Here is a 19,560-nt window from a genome sequence, read left to right on the forward strand (position 1 = left end):
GATTTAGTCTGTGATTAACAATGAGCGGGCCGCTGCGTCAACAGCATCAACGGTGATGTCATCAACCTGTGGCCCGGCATGTAACAACACATGGCGGGTTAACGGGTACCAGCGCCGGTATTTTTCTGGCCGCGACTCAAACAGTGCGACGACCGGGATTTGTAATGCTGAACTGATATGGACCGGTGCGCTATCAGCCGAAATAACTACATCCAATTGACTGGCTGCGGCCACGAACTCATCAACTGACGGTGTGAATAGACTTCGGCCGTGGATGCTCGCCAGTTGCTGTTCACTTGGCGGTGCGATGGGATCATACAAAATCACTATCTCGGCCTGATCACTGAGCTTCAGTGCTAACTGTTGCCACTTTTCCCACGACCAACGCCGTTGCGGTGCTTTATTCGAGACAAACAGCCCGATGCGTGGCTGATTGCGTTCACCTAATTCTGCCTGCCATTTTGCCTGCAATTGTGGGTCAGGATAGAGATGTAACTTGAGCGTATCGATGTCGACCCGCCCCAGTTCGGGTAGCAGTGCAAAACCTGACAGTGCCTCATGGCGTATTGGCCGATTGGTCACATGGTCAGGATTGCGGTCATCAAATTCACTGCCCGGGTTATGCCAGCGGCTATCGACCACATTAAGTTGTTTAGCGAACTGGATACTGTTTTTGTTCATGCCACCGTTAGGGATAACCAGTAAATCAAAACGTAAACATCGCAGTCGCCAAATCAGGGCCAGACGATTAAACAGCGCCTTGATCCTGCCCGGTTGTTGGTTTCTTTCACATTGCTTACTGTAAACGTAGGTGTGAACGGTGCTGATATCGGGGTTACGTGCCAGTGCATCTCGATTGTATTTATTTGCCAGCACATGAATTTCGGCTGCTGGCCAGCGCTGCTTTAATGCATGTAATAAAGCAGTGGTACAAACCAGATCGCCAAGGAAATCAATTCGGATAACCAAAATGCGCTGCATCTATACATATTCCCAGAAGTAATTTTATGCCTTATTAAACATGAAAATTTCCTGAGTAATAACAAAAATAAACGTAAATTTGAGATCTATTTTGATAATGAATGCTTCTGCTGCGCATAACGCCATAGAGTGACTGATAAACGTACCGCTCGCCAGAACTCACTGATATTCCCCGCGCCCTGAAACAGCGCTTTGGGTAAGCCTAATGCCTTAAACTCAGCCGCGAGTGCCGAACGTTCTGGTGACGGGGATAATCTCTTACGCATCAACCCAAAAAAATGGCCGCTCTCCTGATTAGCGTGACGTAACAGCGCACGGCATAACGGTGGTTGTTGCGTGGCAGAAAGGTTAATTAGCGCGTTAATAATTCTAAGATAGCTATTGGCGCGAGCCAACAAGGCTTGGGGTGACGGAGAGAGGGTGATGGAGTGTGGGTTGGTGCGATAACCATAAAATGGCGTATCACAGAAACCGACACGTTGTACGGCGAGTGCCAGATGGGTGGTCCACAGAATATCTTCATGTAGCATTCCAGGGATGAATGCAAGTTGATGGGTCGCGACCAATTCGCGCCGAATCAATTGTAGCCATACATAATGTGGCCACTCATTATGTTCAATACTGCGAATAACCCATTGCTGGCCGCTAAGTATCTCGCTCCACGGCTGTTTATATAACAAGGGGCTGCTGGGCGCTAGGTGGGGATCAGTGGTAAAGGTAAAACCATTACCTATCAGTAAATCTAATTGCTGCCGATTGGCCTGTTGCAACCAAGTTGATAAAGCATCAGAGGCCAGCCAGTCATCGCCATCAACAAAAGCAATCCAGGGGGCGGTTGCCCGAGCGATTCCGGCATTACGGGCCGCAGAAAGCCCCTGATTGGCCTGATTAACAATGACCAGCCGCGAATCACGGCGCGCGGCGGCTACTAATATCGTCAGGCTGTCATCGGTCGAACCATCATTGACGGCAATGATTTCCAATGACACACCCGACTGCTGGTACAATGAATCCAGTAGTTGTGTGAGGTAAGCGGCGCAATTAAATACCGGAACCACCACACTAATATCCTTATTAGTCATGATCTTATTATCCTTAATACTGGCGTTTTCTGAAAAGCGGGTTATCCCGCTTCAAATATCTTAGTGAGGTTCTCCAACTGCTCCTGAGCATCTAGCCAGTGCATTTCAGTCTCTTCAAGTTTGGTTTTCACTTGCGTCTGCTGCTGTAAACATTGGGTCAAATCAGCCTTACGTGCAATATCGTATAAGGCAGAATCAGCCAATTGTTCTTCGATGACTGCCAGCTCGGTACTGAGCTTATCCATCTGTTTTTCCAGCGTCATAATCTGCTTACGCAATGGCTGAGTCTGGGTTCGGAACTCTGCCTCACGGCGTTTTTGATCTTTACGCTGTTGGGCACTATTACCTGACAACTCTTTTGTCGGATTATCCTGCTGGCTTTGCTGGCGCTGCACATCGACCAAAAATTGCTGATAATCTTCTAAATCGCCGTCGAACTGTTCCACTTTGCCATCATGTACCAGATAAAGGTCATCGGTAGTGGAACGCAGTAAATGACGGTCATGGGAAACCACCACCAATGCGCCTTCAAAATCAATCAAGGCTTCGGTCAGCGCCTGACGCATATCAAGATCAAGGTGGTTGGTTGGCTCATCGAGCAGCAATAGGTTAGGGCGCTGCCAGATAATCAGTGCCAGTACTAAACGTGCTTTTTCACCGCCGGAGAAGCGGGCCGTTGGGTCAGTAACCTGATCGCCCTGAAAACCGTAGCCACCTAAATAGTCGCGCAGTTGTTGTTCCGACTCTTTGGGTGCCAGGCGGCTCATATGCTGTAGCGGTGATTCATCCGCACGCAAAAACTCCAACTGATGCTGGGCGAAGTAACCCAGTTTAATCCCTTTGGATAAACCAATCTCACCGCTTTGTGGCTCTAAAGTGCCGGCTAGTAACTTAATTAGCGTAGATTTACCCGCACCATTGCGCCCCAACAGACCGATGCGTGAGCCGGGGACCAGATTGAGCTTAATGGACTGCAAAATCGTACGATCACCATAGCCTGCGCTCACTTTCTCCATGCGGAGTAGGGGGTCAGGCAAACTTTCCGGTGTACGGAAGCTGAAGTGGAATGGGTTATCCACATGGGCAGGTGCAATCAGTTCCATCCGCTCAAGCATCTTGATGCGGCTCTGAGCTTGTTTGGCTTTAGTCGCCTGTGCACGGAAACGGTCGATATAGCTTTGTAAATGCGCCACTTTTTCTTGCTGATGCTGATACATCGACTGCTGCTGCGAGAGCTTGGTCGCTCGCTGGCGTTCGAAAGATGAATAGTTACCGGTATATTCATTCAGCGTCTGCTGTTCAATATGCAGAATCTTATCAATAATAGGATCAAGGAAATCGCGGTCATGAGAAATTAATACCAGCGTGCCAGAATAGCTTTTCAGCCACTTTTCCAGCCAGATAACCGCATCTAAATCCAAGTGGTTGGTTGGTTCATCCAGTAGCAGCAAATCAGAGCGGCAAACCAGCGCTTGGGCCAGGTTAAGGCGCATGCGCCAGCCGCCGGAAAATGAACGTACCGGTTGCTGTAATTGCTCTTGAGAAAACCCCAGCCCGTGTAGCAAACTGGCGGCACGGGATTGAATTGTCCAGGCATGGATGGCATCAAGTTTGCCGTGCACGGTGGCGATGGCATGACCATCGTTTTTTTCATTAGCGGCCTGAAGTTCGGCCTCCAATTGGCGATATTCGCGATCCCCGTCGATAACATACTCTATCGCCGGAATATCCAGTGCCGGAGTTTCCTGATTAACCCAGGCCAGTGCCCAGTTACTGGGGAAAGTGGCATTGCCCCCATCGGCGCTCAGTTCGCCTTTGAGCAACGCCAGCAGGGTGGATTTACCACATCCGTTCTTGCCGACCAGCCCGACCTTTTGGCCAGGATTAATCGTTGCTGTAGCGTTGTCCAGCAAGACGCGGGTACCACGTCGTATTTGAAGCGAAGAAAAAACAATCATAGAGTGCCGTATGTTTAGAGTTTACCCGTCATACTTCAAGCTGCATGTGTGTTGGCTGCGCTCGCTCACCCGAATCACTTACTCTAGTAAGCTCATCGGGATTCTCTCGCTTGCCGCCTTCCTGCAACTCGAATTATTTTGGGTATATGTTAAATTATTATCCCCGTGGTTCTTGTCGCTACCGACGGGTAACGCCAATGACTTTGGGTATAAATCTTAGTCTTTTTTAGTCTTTGCGAAGTATGGTAACGGAAAAACCGGACCCTGACGACGCTTTGGAGGGGAATGATGTCGCAGCCACCGAAGGTTTTGCTGCTGTATGCCCATCCGGAATCACAAGACTCGGTGGCAAACCGGGTTTTACTGCAACCGGTGCAGCAGTTAGAACATGTTACTGTGCACGATCTCTATGCACATTATCCTGATTTCTTTATTGATATTCACCATGAGCAGCAATTGCTACGTGAGCATCAAGTTATTGTATTTCAACATCCTCTCTATACCTACAGTTGCCCGGCGTTGCTGAAGGAGTGGCTGGACCGGGTATTAGCTCGTGGGTTTGCCAATGGTGTGGGTGGTCATGCTCTGACGGGTAAGTATTGGCGCTCGGTAATTACCACCGGCGAACCGGAAGGGGCCTATCGGGTAGGGGGCTATAACCGCTATCCGATGGAAGATATTCTGCGCCCTTTCGAATTGACAGCGGCTATGTGCCATATGCATTGGATGAACCCGATGATTATATACTGGGCACGACGTCAGAAACCGGAAGTCTTAGCCAGCCATGCGCAAGCTTATACGCAGTGGTTGCTGTCGCCGTTGCCTGCGGGAGGGCACTGATATATGGAAGGCTCAGCGCTACTTACTGCCATTTTATTATTTTTATTTGCCGCTGTGGTTGCGGTTCCTATTGCTCAACGCCTGGGTATTGGTGCGGTGTTGGGTTATCTGATAGCCGGTATTGCTATTGGTCCATGGGGGTTAGGTTTTATACGTGATGTTGACGAAATACTGCACTTCTCCGAGCTTGGTGTGGTGTTTCTGATGTTTATCATTGGGTTGGAGTTGAATCCAGCCAAGCTATGGCAGTTGCGGCGCTCTATTTTTGGTGTCGGTGCGGGTCAGGTTGTTATTACAGCGGCAGTATTGGGGGCATTACTCTATTTCACTCAGTTCGCCTGGCAGGCGGCGGTTATCGGTGGCATTGGTTTAGCAATGTCCTCGACCGCGATGGCATTGCAGCTAATGCGGGAAAAAGGCATGAACCGCAACGAAGGCGGGCAGCTCGGATTCTCGGTGTTACTGTTCCAGGATATGGCGGTTATACCTGCTTTGGCGTTGATCCCTATTCTGGCGGGGGGCGGTGGTGCTGCCAATGATTGGGTCAAAATTGGTATTAAAGTTGCGGCGTTTGCGGGCATGTTGATTGGTGGTCGCTATCTGCTGCGCCCCTTGTTTCGCTATATTGTCGCCTCTGGTGTGCGGGAGGTTTTTACTGCGGCCGCATTACTGGTGGTATTAGGTTCTGCACTGTTTATGGATGCATTGGGCCTATCGATGGCGTTAGGGACATTTATCGCCGGGATATTACTGGCCGAAAGTGAATTTCAGCACGAACTGGAAATTGCCATCGAACCTTTTAAAGGGTTATTGCTCGGGTTGTTCTTTATTTCGGTTGGGATGGCGCTGAATCTTGGTGTGCTATTCACTCACCTGCTGGATGTGTTGTTAGGTGTGCTGGCGCTGGTATTTATCAAAGGCACCGTATTGTATGGTTTGGCACGTACATTTGGCTTGCGCCGTTCGGTGCGCTTGCAATTTGCCGGAGTGCTCAGTCAGGGCGGTGAATTTGCTTTCGTCTTGTTCTCCGCTGCATTCTCTCAACATGTTCTAAATGCTGAACAACTGGCATTGCTGCTGGTGGTGGTTACGTTGTCGATGATGACGACACCATTATTGATGCAGGCTATCGATCGCATTCTGATCCGCCGTTATAACGCGCAGGAAGAGAGCGATGAGAAGCCGTTCGTGGAAGATAATGATCCGCAGGTGATTATTGTTGGTTTTGGGCGATTTGGTCAGGTGATTGGCCGCCTACTGATGGCGAACAAAATGCGTATTACCGTGTTAGAACGTGATGTCAGTGCGGTGAGTGTGATGCGCAAATACGGTTACAAAGTCTATTACGGCGATGCCACCGAATTGGAACTGTTGCGGGCCGCCGGCGCGGAAAAAGCTAAAGCTATTGTTATCACCTGTAATGAGCCGGAAGATACCATGACATTGGTGCATCTGTGCCAGCAACATTTCCCTGATTTGCACATTCTGGCGCGTGCCAGAGGGCGTGTTGAAGCACATGAACTGTTGCAAAATGGCGTCAAAGACTTCACCCGCGAAACCTTTTCCAGTGCGCTGGAGTTGGGGCGTAAAACGCTATTGGGATTGGGAATGCATCCACATCAAGCTTATCGGGCGCAACAACATTTCCGTCGTCTTGATATGCGGATGCTGCGTGAATTGGTGCCGCAGCATCATGGTGATGTGGCGCAAATCTCCAGAGTTAAAGAGGCCCGCCGTGAACTGGAAGATATTTTCCAGCGAGAAATGCTACATGAAAGTCGGCAGTTAGATGGGTGGGATGAATACGAATAATGTCGGAGAAAACGATGACAAGTGCTCTTAATAAGACAAAAACGCGCAAAAGATTTATCGCTGGAGCGGTTTGTCCAAAATGTAAGGCATTGGATACATTGGCTTTATGGCGTGAAGATCAGGTAGAGGTGGTCGAGTGTGTCAAGTGTGGTCACCATCAACGCCAGACGGATGAACAGGTCAATCAACACGTCCGCCCGCATGAACAAGTGATCGGTATTTTCCATCCCGAGTAGCGTTATCCTTCGCGATTTTTTATGCTGGTGGGTACAGCGGTGCAGATTTCAGCTACAATCTGTGCCAATTTTTGTTCCAAGGGTAGGAGATATCATGAAAGTAGCAAAAGACTTGGTGGTCAGCCTGGCTTACCAGGTACGTACAGAAGACGGTGTTTTAGTTGATGAGTCTCCGGTGAGTGCGCCGTTGGACTACTTGCATGGACACGGTTCCCTGATCGCTGGTTTGGAAAAAGCGCTCGAAGGTCATGAAGCTGGCGACAGCTTTGATGTGCGCGTGAATGCAGACGAAGGCTACGGCAGCTATGATGAAAATCTGGTGCAGCGCGTACCGAAAGACGTCTTTATGGGCGTTGACGAGCTGGAAGTTGGCATGCGTTTCCTGGCTGATACCGATCAAGGTCCAGTACCGGTAGAGATCACTGCTGTTGAAGATGAGCACGTGGTGGTTGATGGTAACCACATGCTGGCGGGTCAGGATCTGAACTTCCACGTTGACGTGGTTGCTATCCGTGAAGCAACAGAAGAAGAGCTGCAACATGGCCACGTACATGGCGAGCATGATCATCATCATGAACACGGTGATGGTTGCTGTGGCGGTCATGGCCATGATGAGAGTGACCACGATCATGAACATGGTAAAGGTGGTTGTGGTAAGGGCGGCTGTGGCTGTCACTAAGATCTGACTCTGTCAGTCAAAAGCCAGCCTTGCGGCTGGCTTTTTGCTATCCGCATTAATAATGCGGAGGCGGTGTCTCTTCTGCTGGCGAGGCCATCATGGAAGACTGAGATTCGCGCAGTTTATCGGTCAACAAGCGCAGATGCTCCCGCAATTTGGTCATTTCCATTTGGTGCTCCGTCACGATCAAATTGAGTTCCTCAATCGTCACTTCCTGAAATGCCAGACGGCTTTCCAGCATTTCCAGCCGTTGTTCAAACAGGGATTGTTCCATATTAATTTCCTCTCATGACTGCAAACCATACCCTCTTATTACTTCCTATTTGATACTCATAGAGAAAAAACAGGGGAGGGGCGATTCTACCTGTAAAACGCCGTGATTGCCTTGCGAGGATCAAGATATCGATAAAACGAAACTTCTTGTAGTAAAAAAAGTCTTAATATCACTTAATAGCATCAGCATAGAGATTGTTTTGTGTTCGCACAGACAGTTATAGTACAAGTTACACTTATAATCGTTGCTTGGGGTAAGTGTCCTTAAGCCAATGGAGAAATGGATGAAATCACTGTTTAAAGTAACGCTACTGGCTACCACCATGGCGCTGACCCTGAATACCTCTGCTACTTTCGCTGCTGAAGCAGCCAAAACCGCAGCCGCGCCAGCAACGACCAATAGCGCATTTAAAAATGATGACCAGCAATCTGCTTATGCATTAGGCGCATCATTAGGGCGTTACATGGATAATTCCCTAAAAGAACAAGAAAAGCTGGGTATTAAACTGGATAAAGACCAGTTGATCGCCGGTGTTCAGGACGCGTTTGCTAACAAAAGCAAACTGACTGATGCAGAAATTGAAAGCACTCTGCAAAGTTTTGAAGCTCGCGTAAAAGCTTCTGCTCAGGCAAAAATGGAGCAGGACGCTAAAGAAAATGCCGATAAGGGCGCTAAGTATCGCGATACTTTCGCTAAAGAAAAAGATGTGAAGAAAACCGCATCTGGCCTGCTGTACAAAGTAGAGAAAGCCGGTACTGGTGAAGCACCAAAAGACAGTGATACCGTGGTTGTTAATTACAAAGGGACACTGACTGATGGCACTGAGTTTGATAACTCCTACAAGCGTGGTGAGCCATTATCCTTCCGCTTGGACGGTGTTATCCCAGGTTGGACTGAAGGCCTGAAGCAAATCAAAAAAGGTGGCAAGATCACCCTGGTTATCCCACCAGAACTGGCTTACGGCAAAACTGGCGTCCCAGGTATCCCAGCTAACTCTACTCTGGTATTCGATGTAGAACTGTTAGATGTGAAAGCGGCACCAAAAGCTGATGCTCCAGAAGAGCAACCAGCAGCAGCTGCAGGCGAAAAAGCGAAGAAGTAATTCAGCTTAGTTCACCGATTCTGCTTATAACCGCTGCGATAATTGTCGTGGCGGTTTTTTTTGCGGCACATCTATCAATTTTCACTTCTGTTCGTTGATAACTTGACGGTTTATGGCTTGTGGGCTTAACGTCAATATCACGCGCAAACGCAAGGATTTTATCTCAGCATATTTGCTAGACTTAAAATCTAAGATATTGAGTTATGAGTCTGCCAACGATATTGAGACAGGCTTTACCTAGAGGATGGTGTCTTCGATGTCTAATTCGCTTCTCAGTAGCGAAACCAGTGAACTGGATTTACTGGATGAACGTCCGTTCAGTCAGACGGACCATGAAATACTAAAATCATACGAAGCTGTCGTTGATGGCTTAGCTATGCTTATTGGCGGCCACTGTGAAATCGTTCTGCACTCACTGGAAGATCTGAAAAGCTCTGCGGTAAGAATTGCGAATGGAGAACACACTGGAAGGCAAATTGGTTCACCGATAACCGACTTGGCTCTACGGATGTTGCACGATATGGCCGGTGCTGATAGCAGTGTTTCAAGAGCTTATTTCACCCGAGCCAAAAGTGGTGTACTGATGAAATCAGTCACTATCGCTATCCGTAACCGTGACCAGCGTGTTATTGGCTTGCTGTGCATCAACATGAATCTGGATGTGCCTTTCTCACAAATCATCCAAACGTTTATGCCGCCGGAAACGCAGGAAGTTGCTTCCTCGGTCAACTTTGCCTCATCTGTTGATGATTTGGTGGCGCAAACACTTGAATTTACCATCGAAGAAGTCAATGCGGACCGTAATGTTTCTAACAATGCGAAGAACCGCCAAGTGGTACTTAATCTTTATGAAAAGGGTATTTTTGATATCAAAGATGCCATCAATCAGGTTGCAGAACGGCTTAATATCTCTAAACACACCGTCTATCTCTACATTCGCCAATTCAAAAGTGGCGACCTTGTAGGGCACGACCGTTAATGTCTGGCGTGAAAAGATATTGTCTTATGGTCACTGGGCCTGCTTATGGTACGCAGCAGGCCAGTAGTGCTTATCAATTTGCACAAGCGCTGATAAATTCAGGTCACAGTTTGGTGAGTGTTTTCTTCTATCGCGAAGGCGTTTTGAACGCTAACCAATTAACTGCCCCTGCCAGTGATGAATTTGACTTGGTAAGGGCGTGGCAACAATTGGCGGCTGAACATGCTGTTATGTTGCATGTGTGTGTGGCGGCGGCATTACGCCGTGGTGTAACCGACCAACAGGAAGCCGAACAACTCAATCTTGCGGCAGCGAATCTGCAACCGGGTTTTACCTTAACCGGCTTGGGTGCGTTAGCCGAAGCCGCATTGACCTGTGATCGCATGGTGCAATTTTAATGGCAATGAAACGTGTCGCTTTTGTTTTCACCCAAGGTCCGCATGGCAATTCGGCAGGGCGGGAAGGGTTGGATGCCTTACTGGCTACATCGGCATTAAGCGAAGATTTAGGTGTATTCTTTCTGTCAGATGGTGTTTTGCAGCTATTACCTCAGCAACAACCGGAAATAATTCTCGCCAGAAACTATATTGCCACTTTCGGTGTCTTACCCCTGTACGATGTTGATAATTGTTATATCTGCGAAGCCTCATTAGAGCAACGCGGGTTGAGTGGTGTGACGAACTGGATCCTTGATGTCGAGGTATTATCTCCGGTAAATTTACGTCGCCAATTGGCAACTTATGATGTTGTGCTGACTTTTTAATGGGATTTGGGTCGCTATAATGCTGTATACCGTCAGTCATTCCCCTTATCGTTGCGATTTATCTGCTTTGCTGAGATTAGTCACATCCGAAGATGAGATTCTCTTTCTACAAGATGGCGTTATGACTGTTTTGAAAAACAGTGAAAGTCTTAAGCTATTGTTAAATAACCCAGCTTCTCTATTTGTGTTAGAAGATGACGTTATTGCACGTGGTTTGTCTGGTCAAATTTCAGACAGCGCTACGCTAATCGGCTATACTCACTTCGTGGATTTGACCCTAAAACATCAGCAACAACTGGCATGGTAATGCAGTCAATGCTGTATATTTCTTGACACCTTAGATAGTCAGCCATAAAATTCTGCGTCCTCGTTCTCTGCCAGTCGTGCAAACGAGGGGGATTTATCACGTGTTTACGAAGCAAAAAACCAGGAGCTTTTTTAATAATGGCAACGATTAACCAGCTGGTTCGCAAGCCACGCAGCATGAAGGTTGCTAAAAGCAACGTTCCTGCGCTGGAAGCATGCCCGCAGAAACGTGGTGTATGTACCCGCGTATATACCACCACCCCGAAAAAACCTAACTCCGCACTGCGTAAAGTTTGCCGTGTGCGTTTAACTAACGGTTTTGAAGTCACCTCCTACATTGGCGGTGAAGGTCATAACCTACAGGAACACTCCGTGATCCTGATCCGTGGCGGTCGTGTAAAAGACTTGCCAGGTGTGCGTTACCACACCGTCCGCGGCGCGCTTGACTGCTCAGGTGTTAAAGACCGTAAGCAATCACGTTCTAAGTACGGCGTGAAGAAGCCAAAGGCTTAATGGTTCTCCGTTAAGTAAGGCCAAACATTTTCACATTAATGTCAAAATAAACTCTTAGAGTTTTGGACAACCCTGAATTAACAACGGAGTATTTCCATGCCACGTCGTCGTGTAATTGGTCAGCGTAAAATTTTGCCAGATCCTAAGTTCGGATCTGAATTGCTGGCTAAATTTGTAAATATCCTGATGGTAGATGGTAAAAAATCTACTGCAGAAGCAATCGTCTATACCGCGCTGGAAACCCTGGCTCAGCGTTCTGGTAAAGATTTTCTGGAAGCTTTCGAAGTAGCTCTGGATAACGTGCGCCCGACTGTCGAAGTTAAGTCTCGCCGCGTTGGTGGTTCTACTTATCAGGTACCAGTTGAAGTTCGTCCGGTTCGTCGTAATGCCTTGGCAATGCGTTGGATCGTTGATGCTGCTCGTAAACGCGGTGATAAATCCATGGCTTTGCGCTTGGCGAATGAACTGTCTGACGCAGCAGAGAACAAAGGTTCTGCTGTTAAGAAACGTGAAGACGTTCACCGTATGGCCGAAGCTAACAAGGCGTTCGCGCACTACCGCTGGTAATTACCACGCAGTAGCTATGCTAACCATGCGGGCGCTTTAATAGTTAACCCGCATGGTTAATCGAATGAACGCCTAAGGCAATAGAGGAATCAAATGGCTCGTAAAACACCCATTGAGCGCTATCGTAATATCGGTATCAGCGCTCACATCGACGCCGGTAAGACAACCACTACCGAACGTATCCTGTTTTACACCGGTGTAAACCATAAGATCGGTGAAGTTCATAACGGCGCAGCCACTATGGACTGGATGGAACAAGAGCAGGAACGTGGTATTACCATTACTTCTGCGGCTACTACCTGCTTCTGGTCTGGTATGGCTAAACAGTATGAACCACATCACATCAATATCATTGACACCCCAGGGCACGTTGACTTCACCATTGAAGTTGAACGTTCTATGCGTGTTCTTGACGGTGCGGTAATGGTTTACTGTGCAGTTGGTGGTGTTCAGCCACAGTCTGAGACCGTATGGCGTCAGGCGAACAAATATAAAGTCCCACGCATTGCGTTCGTTAACAAAATGGACCGCATGGGTGCTAACTTCCTGAAAGTTGTTGGCCAGCTTAAAGCTCGTCTGGGCGCGAATCCAGTTCCATTGCAACTGGCAATCGGCGCGGAAGAGAAATTCACTGGTGTTATCGATCTAGTGAAAATGAAAGCGATCAACTGGAATGAAGCCGATCTGGGTGTGACCTTCGAATACGAAGAGATCCCTGCTGATATGGCTGAGCTGGCTGCTGAATGGCACCAGAATCTGGTTGAATCGGCTGCAGAAGCGTCTGAAGAGTTGATGGACAAGTATTTGGGCGGCGAAGAGCTGACCGAAGAAGAAATCAAGAAAGCTCTGCGTCAACGTGTTCTGCGCAACGAAATTATCTTGGTTACCTGTGGTTCTGCGTTTAAAAACAAAGGCGTACAGGCAATGCTGGATGCAGTTATCGATTATCTGCCAGCGCCAACTGACGTTGAAGCAATCAACGGTATTTTGGACGATGGTAAAGATACTCCGGCTGTTCGTCATTCAGACGACAAAGAGCCGTTCTCTGCATTGGCATTCAAAATTGCTACCGACCCGTTTGTGGGTAACCTGACATTCTTCCGTGTGTACTCTGGCATTGTTAACTCCGGTGACACTGTGCTGAACTCAGTACGTTCGCGTGAAGAGCGTTTGGGTCGTATCGTACAGATGCACGCCAACAAACGTGAAGAGATCAAAGAAGTTCGCGCAGGCGACATCGCAGCAGCGATCGGCCTGAAAGACGTGACGACGGGTGACACCTTATGTGATCCAAAGCATGTGATCATTCTGGAACGTATGGAGTTCCCTGAGCCAGTGATCTCTGTTGCCGTTGAACCAAAAACCAAAGCCGACCAGGAAAAAATGGGTATGGCTCTGGGGCGTCTGGCAAAAGAAGATCCATCATTCCGTGTGTGGACTGACGAAGAATCAGGTCAGACTATCATCGCTGGTATGGGTGAGCTGCACTTGGATATCCTGGTTGACCGTATGCGCCGCGAATTTAGCGTGGAAGCAAACATCGGTAAACCTCAGGTTGCTTACCGTGAAACTATCCGCGATACCGTCAAGGACGTGGAAGGTAAGCACGCTAAGCAGTCAGGCGGTCGTGGTCAGTACGGTCATGTTGTTATCGATATGTCTCCGTTACCACCGGGTGGCGCTGGGTATGAATTCGTCAACGAAATCGTTGGTGGTTCTATTCCTAAAGAGTTCATCCCTGCTGTTGATAAAGGTATCCAGGAACAACTGAAGTCCGGTCCTCTGGCTGGTTATCCGGTTGTGGACGTTAAAGTGCGTCTGCACTACGGTTCTTACCATGATGTTGACTCCTCAGAATTGGCGTTTAAATTAGCCGGTTCTATCGCCTTTAAAGAAGGTTTCAAACGAGCTAAACCAGTTCTGCTTGAGCCAATAATGAAGGTTGAAATCGAAACCCCTGAAGATTATGCGGGTGACGTAATGGGTGACCTGAGTCGTCGTCGTGGCATGATCGAAGGTATGGAAGATACGTTAACTGGTAAGACTATTCGTGCCCAGGTTCCGTTGTCTGAAATGTTCGGTTATGCTACTGACCTGCGCTCTCAGACCCAGGGCCGTGCTTCATACTCTATGGAGTTCCTGAAGTATGCTGAAGCGCCGAGTAACGTCGCTCAAGCCGTTATCGAAGCCCGTGGCAAATAAGCTTTCGGGTTTAAAACAATGATCCAGTGCTCTCTCATAAGTGGTAGAGCACCAGAGTAAGGAATATAGTCGTGTCTAAAGAAAAATTTGAACGTAACAAACCCCATGTAAACGTCGGTACTATCGGCCACGTTGACCATGGTAAAACTACCCTGACTGCAGCAATCACTACCGTACTGGCTAAAACCTACGGCGGTAGCGCTCGTGCTTTCGATCAGATCGATAACGCACCAGAAGAAAAAGCTCGTGGTATCACCATCAACACTTCTCACGTTGAATATGACACCCCGACTCGTCACTATGCGCACGTTGACTGCCCAGGACACGCCGACTACGTTAAAAACATGATCACCGGTGCTGCTCAGATGGACGGCGCGATCTTGGTTGTTGCTGCAACTGATGGTCCTATGCCACAGACTCGTGAACACATCCTGTTGGGTCGCCAGGTTGGCGTTCCATACATGATCGTATTCATGAACAAATGTGACATGGTTGACGACGAAGAGCTGCTGGAACTGGTAGAAATGGAAGTTCGTGAACTTCTTTCTGCTTACGATTTCCCAGGCGACGACATTCCAGTAATCAAGGGCTCAGCTCTGAAAGCACTGGAAGGCGTTCCTGAGTGGGAAGCAAAAATTATCGAACTGGCTGAAGCATTGGATACTTATATTCCACTGCCAGAACGTGCTATCGATAAGCCATTCTTGCTGCCAATCGAAGACGTATTCTCTATCTCAGGCCGTGGTACTGTTGTAACTGGTCGTGTAGAGCGCGGTATCGTTAAAGTTGGTGAAGAAGTAGAGATCGTTGGTATCAAAGATACTGTTAAATCTACTTGTACTGGCGTTGAAATGTTCCGCAAACTGCTGGACGAAGGCCGTGCTGGTGAGAACGTTGGTGTTCTTCTGCGTGGTATCAAACGTGAAGATATCGAACGTGGTCAGGTTCTGGCTAAACCAGGTTCTATCAAACCACACACTACCTTTGATTCAGAAGTTTATATTCTGAGCAAAGACGAAGGCGGCCGTCATACTCCGTTCTTCAAAGGCTACCGTCCTCAGTTCTACTTCCGTACAACTGACGTAACCGGTACCATCGAACTGCCAGAAGGCGTTGAAATGGTAATGCCTGGTGATAACGTGAACATGGTTGTTACCTTGATTCACCCAATCGCAATGGACGACGGTCTGCGTTTCGCAATCCGTGAAGGCGGCCGTACTGTAGGCGCTGGTGTTGTTGCTAAAGTTATCGCTTAATTGCTTTACTGATTAATTATTTTATTGATCAAGTAACCAAGGGTGCTTCGGCACCCTTTTTTATTGATAAAGTGAATAATCTTAATTGAAATAACACGCATTCTTATTTACACTTGAGAGATTGGTTAAGAAGTGAGTCTCTCTATGTATGTTTGTCTGTGTAATGCGGTATCTGACAAAGTTATCCGTAAAGCTGTACGTCAGCACCATCCACATACCATTAAACAACTGCGTCAATTGGTACCCATTGGTACAGACTGCGGTAAGTGCATCCGACAGGCCAGAGAGATACTGATCGAGGAACGCGCGAACATTCCAGAAATGAATGATGTTGCCTAATAGTTAGCAGGGAGAAGTATTCCCCACACTTTGCCATCTGGTACTACACTTTGTGTACTGGAAGCGGAGGGTATAGTTATGAAAGGCGATAAAAAGATAATTGCACATCTCAATACACTACTCGGCAACGAGCTAGTTGCCATCAATCAATATTTTCTCCATGCCCGAATGTTTAAAAACTGGGGGCTGATGCGCCTTAATGATAAGGAGTATCACGAATCTATAGACGAAATGAAGCATGCCGATAAATACATCGAACGTATTTTATTCCTCGAAGGTATTCCTAACTTACAGGACTTGGGTAAGCTGAATATTGGCGAGGATGTTGAGGAAATACTGAAATCAGATTTAGCTCTCGAGCTCGCCGGGGCGAAGGATCTGCGTGAAGGTATTGCTTATGCTGATTCTATCCATGATTATGTTAGTCGCGATTTATTGAAAGAAATTCTTGCTGATGAAGAGGGCCATATTGACTGGCTCGAAACAGAACTGAGTCTGATTGAGCGTTTAGGTATACAAAACTACTCTCAGGCACAGTTGGCGAAAGACTAAACACTTGCAAGATAGCTTGTTTATTAACCATAAGATTACGCAGTCAAAAAGAGTGAGAATCCTTCTTGGACTCACTCTTTTTTTCATTCCTACCGCACAAATTAACCTTATATCCCCTTAATTAAATTATCTGGCAAGTTTTTGCATAGATTCCCAAAACTGACTTGCTTCCTGCTGGTATTTACGTATAATGCGCGGGCCTACCTAATCTTGGTTGGCCAGATTGAAACTAATCTGTCAGTCATAGCCTAGTGCTGTTACTGAACAATACTCCCGATATGGGGGTTATATGTTGAACGATTACACTCCCCCATCAATCGAAATGGGTGCGAGGAGTAATCATTTACGTTTATAAATAATTGGAGCTCTGGTCTCATGCAGAACCAAAGAATCCGTATCCGCCTGAAAGCGTTTGATCATCGTTTGATCGATCAATCAACTGCGGAAATCGTCGAGACTGCCAAGCGCACTGGTGCGCAGGTTCGCGGTCCGATCCCGCTGCCAACTCGCAAAGAGCGCTTTACCGTTCTGATCTCTCCGCACGTCAATAAAGATGCGCGCGATCAGTACGAGATTCGCACTCACAAGCGTCTGGTTGACATCGTTGAGCCAACCGAGAAAACCGTTGATGCTCTGATGCGTCTGGATCTGGCTGCTGGTGTAGACGTGCAGATCAGCCTGGGTTAATCAGGTCATTGAGCGATTGAGAGGTTGAAACAATGATTGGTTTAGTCGGTAAGAAAGTGGGTATGACGCGTATCTTCACTGAAGATGGCGTTTCAATCCCAGTAACTGTTATCGAAATTGAAGCGAACCGCGTAACTCAGGTCAAAAGCCTGGAGAACGACGGATACCGTGCTGTGCAAGTAACTACCGGTGCTAAAAAAGCTAACCGCGTTACTAAACCAGAAGCGGGTCATTTCGCTAAAGCTGGCGTAGAAGCTGGCCGTGGTCTGTGGGAATTCCGCCTTCCAGAAGGTCAAGAATTCACTGCTGGCCAAGAAATTAGCGTCGAAATCTTTGCAGACGTTAAGAAAGTCGACGTTACAGGTACGTCTAAAGGTAAAGGTTTTGCCGGTACTGTTAAGCGCTGGAACTTCCGTACCCAAGATGCTACCCATGGTAACTCCTTGTCTCACCGCGTTCCGGGTTCTATCGGTCAGAACCAGACTCCGGGCAAAGTGTTTAAAGGCAAGAAAATGGCAGGCCATATGGGTGATGAACGTGTAACTGTTCAAAGCCTGGATGTAGTACGTGTTGACGCTGAGCGCAACCTACTGCTGGTCAAGGGCGCTGTACCGGGAGCAACCGGTGGCAACCTGATCGTAAAACCGGCTGTCAAGGCGTAACGTCGAGGAGATAGGAATGGAATTGGTAATGAAAGACGCGCAAGGCGCGCTGACTGTTTCCGAAACTACCTTCGGGCGTGATTTCAATGAAGCGCTTGTACATCAGGTTGTTGTTGCTTACGCAGCAGGTGCCCGTCAAGGTACTCGTGCTCAGAAGACCCGTGCTGAAGTAACAGGTTCCGGTAAGAAACCGTGGCGCCAGAAAGGCACCGGCCGTGCGCGTGCAGGTTCTGTAAAGAGCCCAATCTGGCGTTCAGGTGGTGTGACCTTTGCTGCGAAGCCTCAGGATCACAGTCAGAAAGTAAATAAAAAGATGTACCGCGGCGCGCTGAAAAGCATTCTGTCCGAATTGGTACGTCAAGATCGTCTGATCATTGTCGAAAAGTTCTCTGTTGAAGCACCTAAAACTAAGTTGCTGGCGCAGAAACTGAAAGATATGGCTCTGGAAGATGTGCTGATCGTAACGGGTGAACTGGACGAGAACTTGTTCTTGGCAGCTCGCAACCTGTACAAGGTTGACGTTCGCGATGTAGCCGGTATCGACCCAGTTAGCCTGATCGCCTTCGATAAAGTGGTTATGACTGCTGATGCTGTGAAGCAAGTTGAGGAGATGCTGGCATGATTCGTGAAGAACGTCTGCTGAAAGTACTGCGCGCGCCGCATGTATCTGAAAAAGCGTCCGCTGCGATGGAAAAGAATAACACCATCGTTCTCAAAGTTGCCAAAGACGCGACCAAAGCAGAAATTAAAGCTGCAGTGCAGAAACTGTTTGAAGTCGAAGTCGAAGACGTTAACACCTTGCTGGTTAAAGGCAAGAGTAAGCGTCACGGTCAGCGTGTTGGTCGTCGTAGCGACTGGAAAAAAGCTTACGTCACCCTGAAAGAAGGCCAGAATCTGGACTTCATCGGCGGCGCAGAGTAAGTCGGAGGAGTAAAACAATGGCAATTGTTAAATGTAAACCTACATCTCCGGGTCGTCGCCACGTTGTTAAGGTGGTTAACCAGGAGTTGCATAAGGGTAAGCCTTATGCCCCGTTGCTTGAGAAATTAAGCAAAAGCGGTGGCCGTAACAACAATGGCCGTATCACTACCCGTCATATCGGTGGTGGCCACAAGCAACATTATCGTCTGGTTGACTTCAAACGCAACAAAGATGGTATCCCTGCAGTGGTTGAGCGTCTGGAGTACGATCCGAACCGTTCCGCGAATATCGCGCTGGTTCTGTACAAAGACGGCGAACGCCGTTATATCCTGGCGCCAAAAGGCCTGAAAGCTGGTGACCAGATTCAATCTGGCGTTGATGCGGCAATTAAAGCAGGTAACACCCTGCCTATGCGTAACATCCCAGTTGGTTCAACGGTTCATAACGTAGAAATGAAACCAGGTAAAGGCGGCCAATTGGCTCGTTCTGCTGGTGCATACGTTCAGATCGTTGCTCGTGACGGTTCCTACGTTACTCTGCGTCTGCGCTCCGGCGAAATGCGCAAGGTTCAAGCTGATTGCCGCGCCACCTTAGGTGAAGTCGGTAACGCTGAACACATGCTGCGTGTGCTGGGTAAAGCAGGTGCTAGTCGTTGGCGTGGTATTCGTCCTACCGTTCGCGGTACGGCGATGAACCCGGTAGATCACCCACACGGTGGTGGTGAAGGTCGTAACTTTGGTAAGCACCCGGTAACTCCGTGGGGCGTTCAAACCAAAGGTAAGAAGACCCGTAGCAACAAGCGTACTGATAAGTTCATCGTACGTCGCCGTAGTAAAAAATAATTAGAGG

At 48.1% G+C, this 19,560-nt stretch carries 24 protein-coding genes; 20 read left to right on the top strand and 4 right to left on the bottom strand.

Annotated features, from left to right (window positions below):
* Window positions 1-3 precede the first annotated feature (3 nt).
* The 3 genes from V1953_RS01150 to V1953_RS01160 all read right to left on the bottom strand — a co-directional run bounded on the left by V1953_RS01150 (window position 4) and on the right by V1953_RS01160 (window position 4,021).
* Window positions 4-981, bottom strand: coding sequence for a glycosyltransferase family 9 protein (locus V1953_RS01150; RefSeq protein ID WP_372568504.1), 978 nt, complete (start codon window positions 979-981; stop codon window positions 4-6).
* 86 nt (window positions 982-1,067) lie between these two features.
* Complete coding sequence (locus V1953_RS01155) at window positions 1,068-2,063, bottom strand: glycosyltransferase (RefSeq protein WP_193784746.1); 996 nt, start codon at window positions 2,061-2,063, stop codon at window positions 1,068-1,070.
* Window positions 2,064-2,104: 41 nt separating this feature from the next.
* Window positions 2,105-4,021, bottom strand: coding sequence for an ABC transporter ATP-binding protein (locus V1953_RS01160; RefSeq protein ID WP_083161177.1), 1,917 nt, complete (start codon window positions 4,019-4,021; stop codon window positions 2,105-2,107).
* A gap of 288 nt (window positions 4,022-4,309) precedes the next feature.
* Between V1953_RS01160 and kefG the strand changes: the two genes are divergently transcribed.
* The 4 genes from kefG (at window position 4,310) to slyD (ending at window position 7,588) form a co-directional block, all read left to right on the top strand.
* Window positions 4,310-4,861 carry a glutathione-regulated potassium-efflux system ancillary protein KefG gene (gene kefG / locus V1953_RS01165; protein ID WP_193784847.1) on the top strand — a complete coding sequence of 184 codons (552 nt, stop codon included), beginning with the start codon at window positions 4,310-4,312 and terminating at the stop codon, window positions 4,859-4,861.
* A gap of 3 nt (window positions 4,862-4,864) precedes the next feature.
* The gene (kefB, locus tag V1953_RS01170; RefSeq protein ID WP_083161175.1) at window positions 4,865-6,673 is read left to right on the top strand and encodes a glutathione-regulated potassium-efflux system protein KefB; all 1,809 of its coding nucleotides are present in this window, start codon (window positions 4,865-4,867) and stop codon (window positions 6,671-6,673) included.
* A gap of 14 nt (window positions 6,674-6,687) precedes the next feature.
* Window positions 6,688-6,909 carry a YheV family putative zinc ribbon protein gene (locus V1953_RS01175; protein ID WP_372560345.1) on the top strand — a complete coding sequence of 74 codons (222 nt, stop codon included), beginning with the start codon at window positions 6,688-6,690 and terminating at the stop codon, window positions 6,907-6,909.
* Between the two features lie 94 nt (window positions 6,910-7,003).
* Complete coding sequence (gene slyD / locus V1953_RS01180) at window positions 7,004-7,588, top strand: peptidylprolyl isomerase (RefSeq protein WP_083161174.1); 585 nt, start codon at window positions 7,004-7,006, stop codon at window positions 7,586-7,588.
* 55 nt (window positions 7,589-7,643) lie between these two features.
* Here the strand turns inward: slyD and V1953_RS01185 are convergent, their stop codons facing one another.
* Window positions 7,644-7,862: a protein SlyX gene (locus V1953_RS01185; RefSeq protein WP_005186209.1), complete on the bottom strand. Its 219-nt coding sequence runs from the start codon at window positions 7,860-7,862 to the stop codon at window positions 7,644-7,646.
* A 283-nt stretch (window positions 7,863-8,145) separates the two neighbouring features.
* On the opposite strand from V1953_RS01185, the gene fkpA reads away from it, so the two are divergent.
* From fkpA to rplB, 16 genes are all read left to right on the top strand, one after another.
* Window positions 8,146-8,964, top strand: coding sequence for an FKBP-type peptidyl-prolyl cis-trans isomerase (fkpA, locus tag V1953_RS01190; RefSeq protein ID WP_083161173.1), 819 nt, complete (start codon window positions 8,146-8,148; stop codon window positions 8,962-8,964).
* A gap of 256 nt (window positions 8,965-9,220) precedes the next feature.
* Complete coding sequence (locus V1953_RS01195; protein WP_032906602.1) at window positions 9,221-9,943, top strand: helix-turn-helix transcriptional regulator; 723 nt, start codon at window positions 9,221-9,223, stop codon at window positions 9,941-9,943.
* Complete coding sequence (tusD, locus tag V1953_RS01200; RefSeq protein ID WP_083161172.1) at window positions 9,943-10,341, top strand: sulfurtransferase complex subunit TusD; 399 nt, start codon at window positions 9,943-9,945, stop codon at window positions 10,339-10,341. The genes V1953_RS01195 and tusD overlap by 1 nt, the downstream gene beginning before the upstream one ends.
* Entirely contained in the window at window positions 10,341-10,706 is a 366-nt protein-coding gene (gene tusC, locus V1953_RS01205) for a sulfurtransferase complex subunit TusC (protein WP_442820442.1), read from the top strand. Before tusD ends, tusC begins: the two co-directional genes overlap by 1 nt.
* 19 nt (window positions 10,707-10,725) lie before the next feature.
* Complete coding sequence (gene tusB, locus V1953_RS01210) at window positions 10,726-11,013, top strand: sulfurtransferase complex subunit TusB (RefSeq protein WP_049601300.1); 288 nt, start codon at window positions 10,726-10,728, stop codon at window positions 11,011-11,013.
* 137 nt (window positions 11,014-11,150) lie between these two features.
* Window positions 11,151-11,525, top strand: coding sequence for a 30S ribosomal protein S12 (gene rpsL / locus V1953_RS01215; protein ID WP_002212323.1), 375 nt, complete (start codon window positions 11,151-11,153; stop codon window positions 11,523-11,525).
* Window positions 11,526-11,621: 96 nt separating this feature from the next.
* Window positions 11,622-12,092, top strand: a complete 471-nt coding sequence (gene rpsG / locus V1953_RS01220) for a 30S ribosomal protein S7 (protein WP_002212324.1) — start codon at window positions 11,622-11,624, stop codon at window positions 12,090-12,092.
* A 93-nt stretch (window positions 12,093-12,185) separates the two neighbouring features.
* Window positions 12,186-14,294, top strand: coding sequence for an elongation factor G (gene fusA / locus V1953_RS01225; protein WP_083161170.1), 2,109 nt, complete (start codon window positions 12,186-12,188; stop codon window positions 14,292-14,294).
* A gap of 71 nt (window positions 14,295-14,365) precedes the next feature.
* The gene (tuf, locus tag V1953_RS01230) at window positions 14,366-15,550 is read left to right on the top strand and encodes an elongation factor Tu (RefSeq protein WP_005186230.1); all 1,185 of its coding nucleotides are present in this window, start codon (window positions 14,366-14,368) and stop codon (window positions 15,548-15,550) included.
* A 144-nt stretch (window positions 15,551-15,694) separates the two neighbouring features.
* A complete protein-coding gene (gene bfd / locus V1953_RS01235) occupies window positions 15,695-15,889 on the top strand; it encodes a bacterioferritin-associated ferredoxin (RefSeq protein ID WP_005186233.1) in 195 nt (64 codons plus the stop codon).
* A 78-nt stretch (window positions 15,890-15,967) separates the two neighbouring features.
* On the top strand, window positions 15,968-16,441 hold the full coding sequence (gene bfr, locus V1953_RS01240) for a bacterioferritin (RefSeq protein WP_083161169.1): 474 nt from the start codon (window positions 15,968-15,970) through the stop codon (window positions 16,439-16,441).
* A 375-nt stretch (window positions 16,442-16,816) separates the two neighbouring features.
* Window positions 16,817-17,128 (top strand): 30S ribosomal protein S10, encoded by a 312-nt coding sequence (rpsJ, locus tag V1953_RS01245; RefSeq protein ID WP_001181005.1) that lies wholly within the window; start codon window positions 16,817-16,819, stop codon window positions 17,126-17,128.
* A gap of 32 nt (window positions 17,129-17,160) precedes the next feature.
* Complete coding sequence (rplC, locus tag V1953_RS01250) at window positions 17,161-17,790, top strand: 50S ribosomal protein L3 (protein ID WP_002218932.1); 630 nt, start codon at window positions 17,161-17,163, stop codon at window positions 17,788-17,790.
* 16 nt (window positions 17,791-17,806) lie between these two features.
* Window positions 17,807-18,412 (top strand): 50S ribosomal protein L4, encoded by a 606-nt coding sequence (gene rplD, locus V1953_RS01255; RefSeq protein WP_004702326.1) that lies wholly within the window; start codon window positions 17,807-17,809, stop codon window positions 18,410-18,412.
* Window positions 18,409-18,711: a 50S ribosomal protein L23 gene (gene rplW / locus V1953_RS01260; protein ID WP_005159841.1), complete on the top strand. Its 303-nt coding sequence runs from the start codon at window positions 18,409-18,411 to the stop codon at window positions 18,709-18,711. Before rplD ends, rplW begins: the two co-directional genes overlap by 4 nt.
* A 17-nt stretch (window positions 18,712-18,728) precedes the next feature.
* Window positions 18,729-19,553, top strand: a complete 825-nt coding sequence (rplB, locus tag V1953_RS01265) for a 50S ribosomal protein L2 (RefSeq protein WP_005186240.1) — start codon at window positions 18,729-18,731, stop codon at window positions 19,551-19,553.
* Window positions 19,554-19,560 lie beyond the last annotated feature (7 nt).

Origin of the sequence: Yersinia sp. 2541 StPb PI, from assembly GCF_052217145.1 — a bacterium.
Taxonomy (GTDB): Bacteria; Pseudomonadota; Gammaproteobacteria; order Enterobacterales; family Enterobacteriaceae; genus Yersinia; species Yersinia enterocolitica_E.

Excerpts from the sequence above, each read along its gene's own strand:
- V1953_RS01150 (WP_372568504.1), bottom strand. The coding sequence starts at position 981 with ATGCAGCGCATTTTGGTTATCCGAATTGATTTCCTTGGCGATCTGGTT.
- V1953_RS01155 (WP_193784746.1), bottom strand. The coding sequence starts at position 2,063 with ATGACTAATAAGGATATTAGTGTGGTGGTTCCGGTATTTAATTGCGCC.
- V1953_RS01160 (WP_083161177.1), bottom strand. The coding sequence starts at position 4,021 with ATGATTGTTTTTTCTTCGCTTCAAATACGACGTGGTACCCGCGTCTTG.
- kefG (WP_193784847.1), top strand. The coding sequence starts at position 4,310 with ATGTCGCAGCCACCGAAGGTTTTGCTGCTGTATGCCCATCCGGAATCA.
- kefB (WP_083161175.1), top strand. The coding sequence starts at position 4,865 with ATGGAAGGCTCAGCGCTACTTACTGCCATTTTATTATTTTTATTTGCC.
- V1953_RS01175 (WP_372560345.1), top strand. The coding sequence starts at position 6,688 with ATGACAAGTGCTCTTAATAAGACAAAAACGCGCAAAAGATTTATCGCT.
- slyD (WP_083161174.1), top strand. The coding sequence starts at position 7,004 with ATGAAAGTAGCAAAAGACTTGGTGGTCAGCCTGGCTTACCAGGTACGT.
- V1953_RS01185 (WP_005186209.1), bottom strand. The coding sequence starts at position 7,862 with ATGGAACAATCCCTGTTTGAACAACGGCTGGAAATGCTGGAAAGCCGT.
- fkpA (WP_083161173.1), top strand. The coding sequence starts at position 8,146 with ATGAAATCACTGTTTAAAGTAACGCTACTGGCTACCACCATGGCGCTG.
- V1953_RS01195 (WP_032906602.1), top strand. The coding sequence starts at position 9,221 with ATGTCTAATTCGCTTCTCAGTAGCGAAACCAGTGAACTGGATTTACTG.
- tusD (WP_083161172.1), top strand. The coding sequence starts at position 9,943 with ATGTCTGGCGTGAAAAGATATTGTCTTATGGTCACTGGGCCTGCTTAT.
- tusC (WP_442820442.1), top strand. The coding sequence starts at position 10,341 with ATGGCAATGAAACGTGTCGCTTTTGTTTTCACCCAAGGTCCGCATGGC.
- tusB (WP_049601300.1), top strand. The coding sequence starts at position 10,726 with ATGCTGTATACCGTCAGTCATTCCCCTTATCGTTGCGATTTATCTGCT.
- rpsL (WP_002212323.1), top strand. The coding sequence starts at position 11,151 with ATGGCAACGATTAACCAGCTGGTTCGCAAGCCACGCAGCATGAAGGTT.
- rpsG (WP_002212324.1), top strand. The coding sequence starts at position 11,622 with ATGCCACGTCGTCGTGTAATTGGTCAGCGTAAAATTTTGCCAGATCCT.
- fusA (WP_083161170.1), top strand. The coding sequence starts at position 12,186 with ATGGCTCGTAAAACACCCATTGAGCGCTATCGTAATATCGGTATCAGC.
- bfd (WP_005186233.1), top strand. The coding sequence starts at position 15,695 with ATGTATGTTTGTCTGTGTAATGCGGTATCTGACAAAGTTATCCGTAAA.
- bfr (WP_083161169.1), top strand. The coding sequence starts at position 15,968 with ATGAAAGGCGATAAAAAGATAATTGCACATCTCAATACACTACTCGGC.
- rpsJ (WP_001181005.1), top strand. The coding sequence starts at position 16,817 with ATGCAGAACCAAAGAATCCGTATCCGCCTGAAAGCGTTTGATCATCGT.
- rplC (WP_002218932.1), top strand. The coding sequence starts at position 17,161 with ATGATTGGTTTAGTCGGTAAGAAAGTGGGTATGACGCGTATCTTCACT.
- rplD (WP_004702326.1), top strand. The coding sequence starts at position 17,807 with ATGGAATTGGTAATGAAAGACGCGCAAGGCGCGCTGACTGTTTCCGAA.
- rplW (WP_005159841.1), top strand. The coding sequence starts at position 18,409 with ATGATTCGTGAAGAACGTCTGCTGAAAGTACTGCGCGCGCCGCATGTA.
- rplB (WP_005186240.1), top strand. The coding sequence starts at position 18,729 with ATGGCAATTGTTAAATGTAAACCTACATCTCCGGGTCGTCGCCACGTT.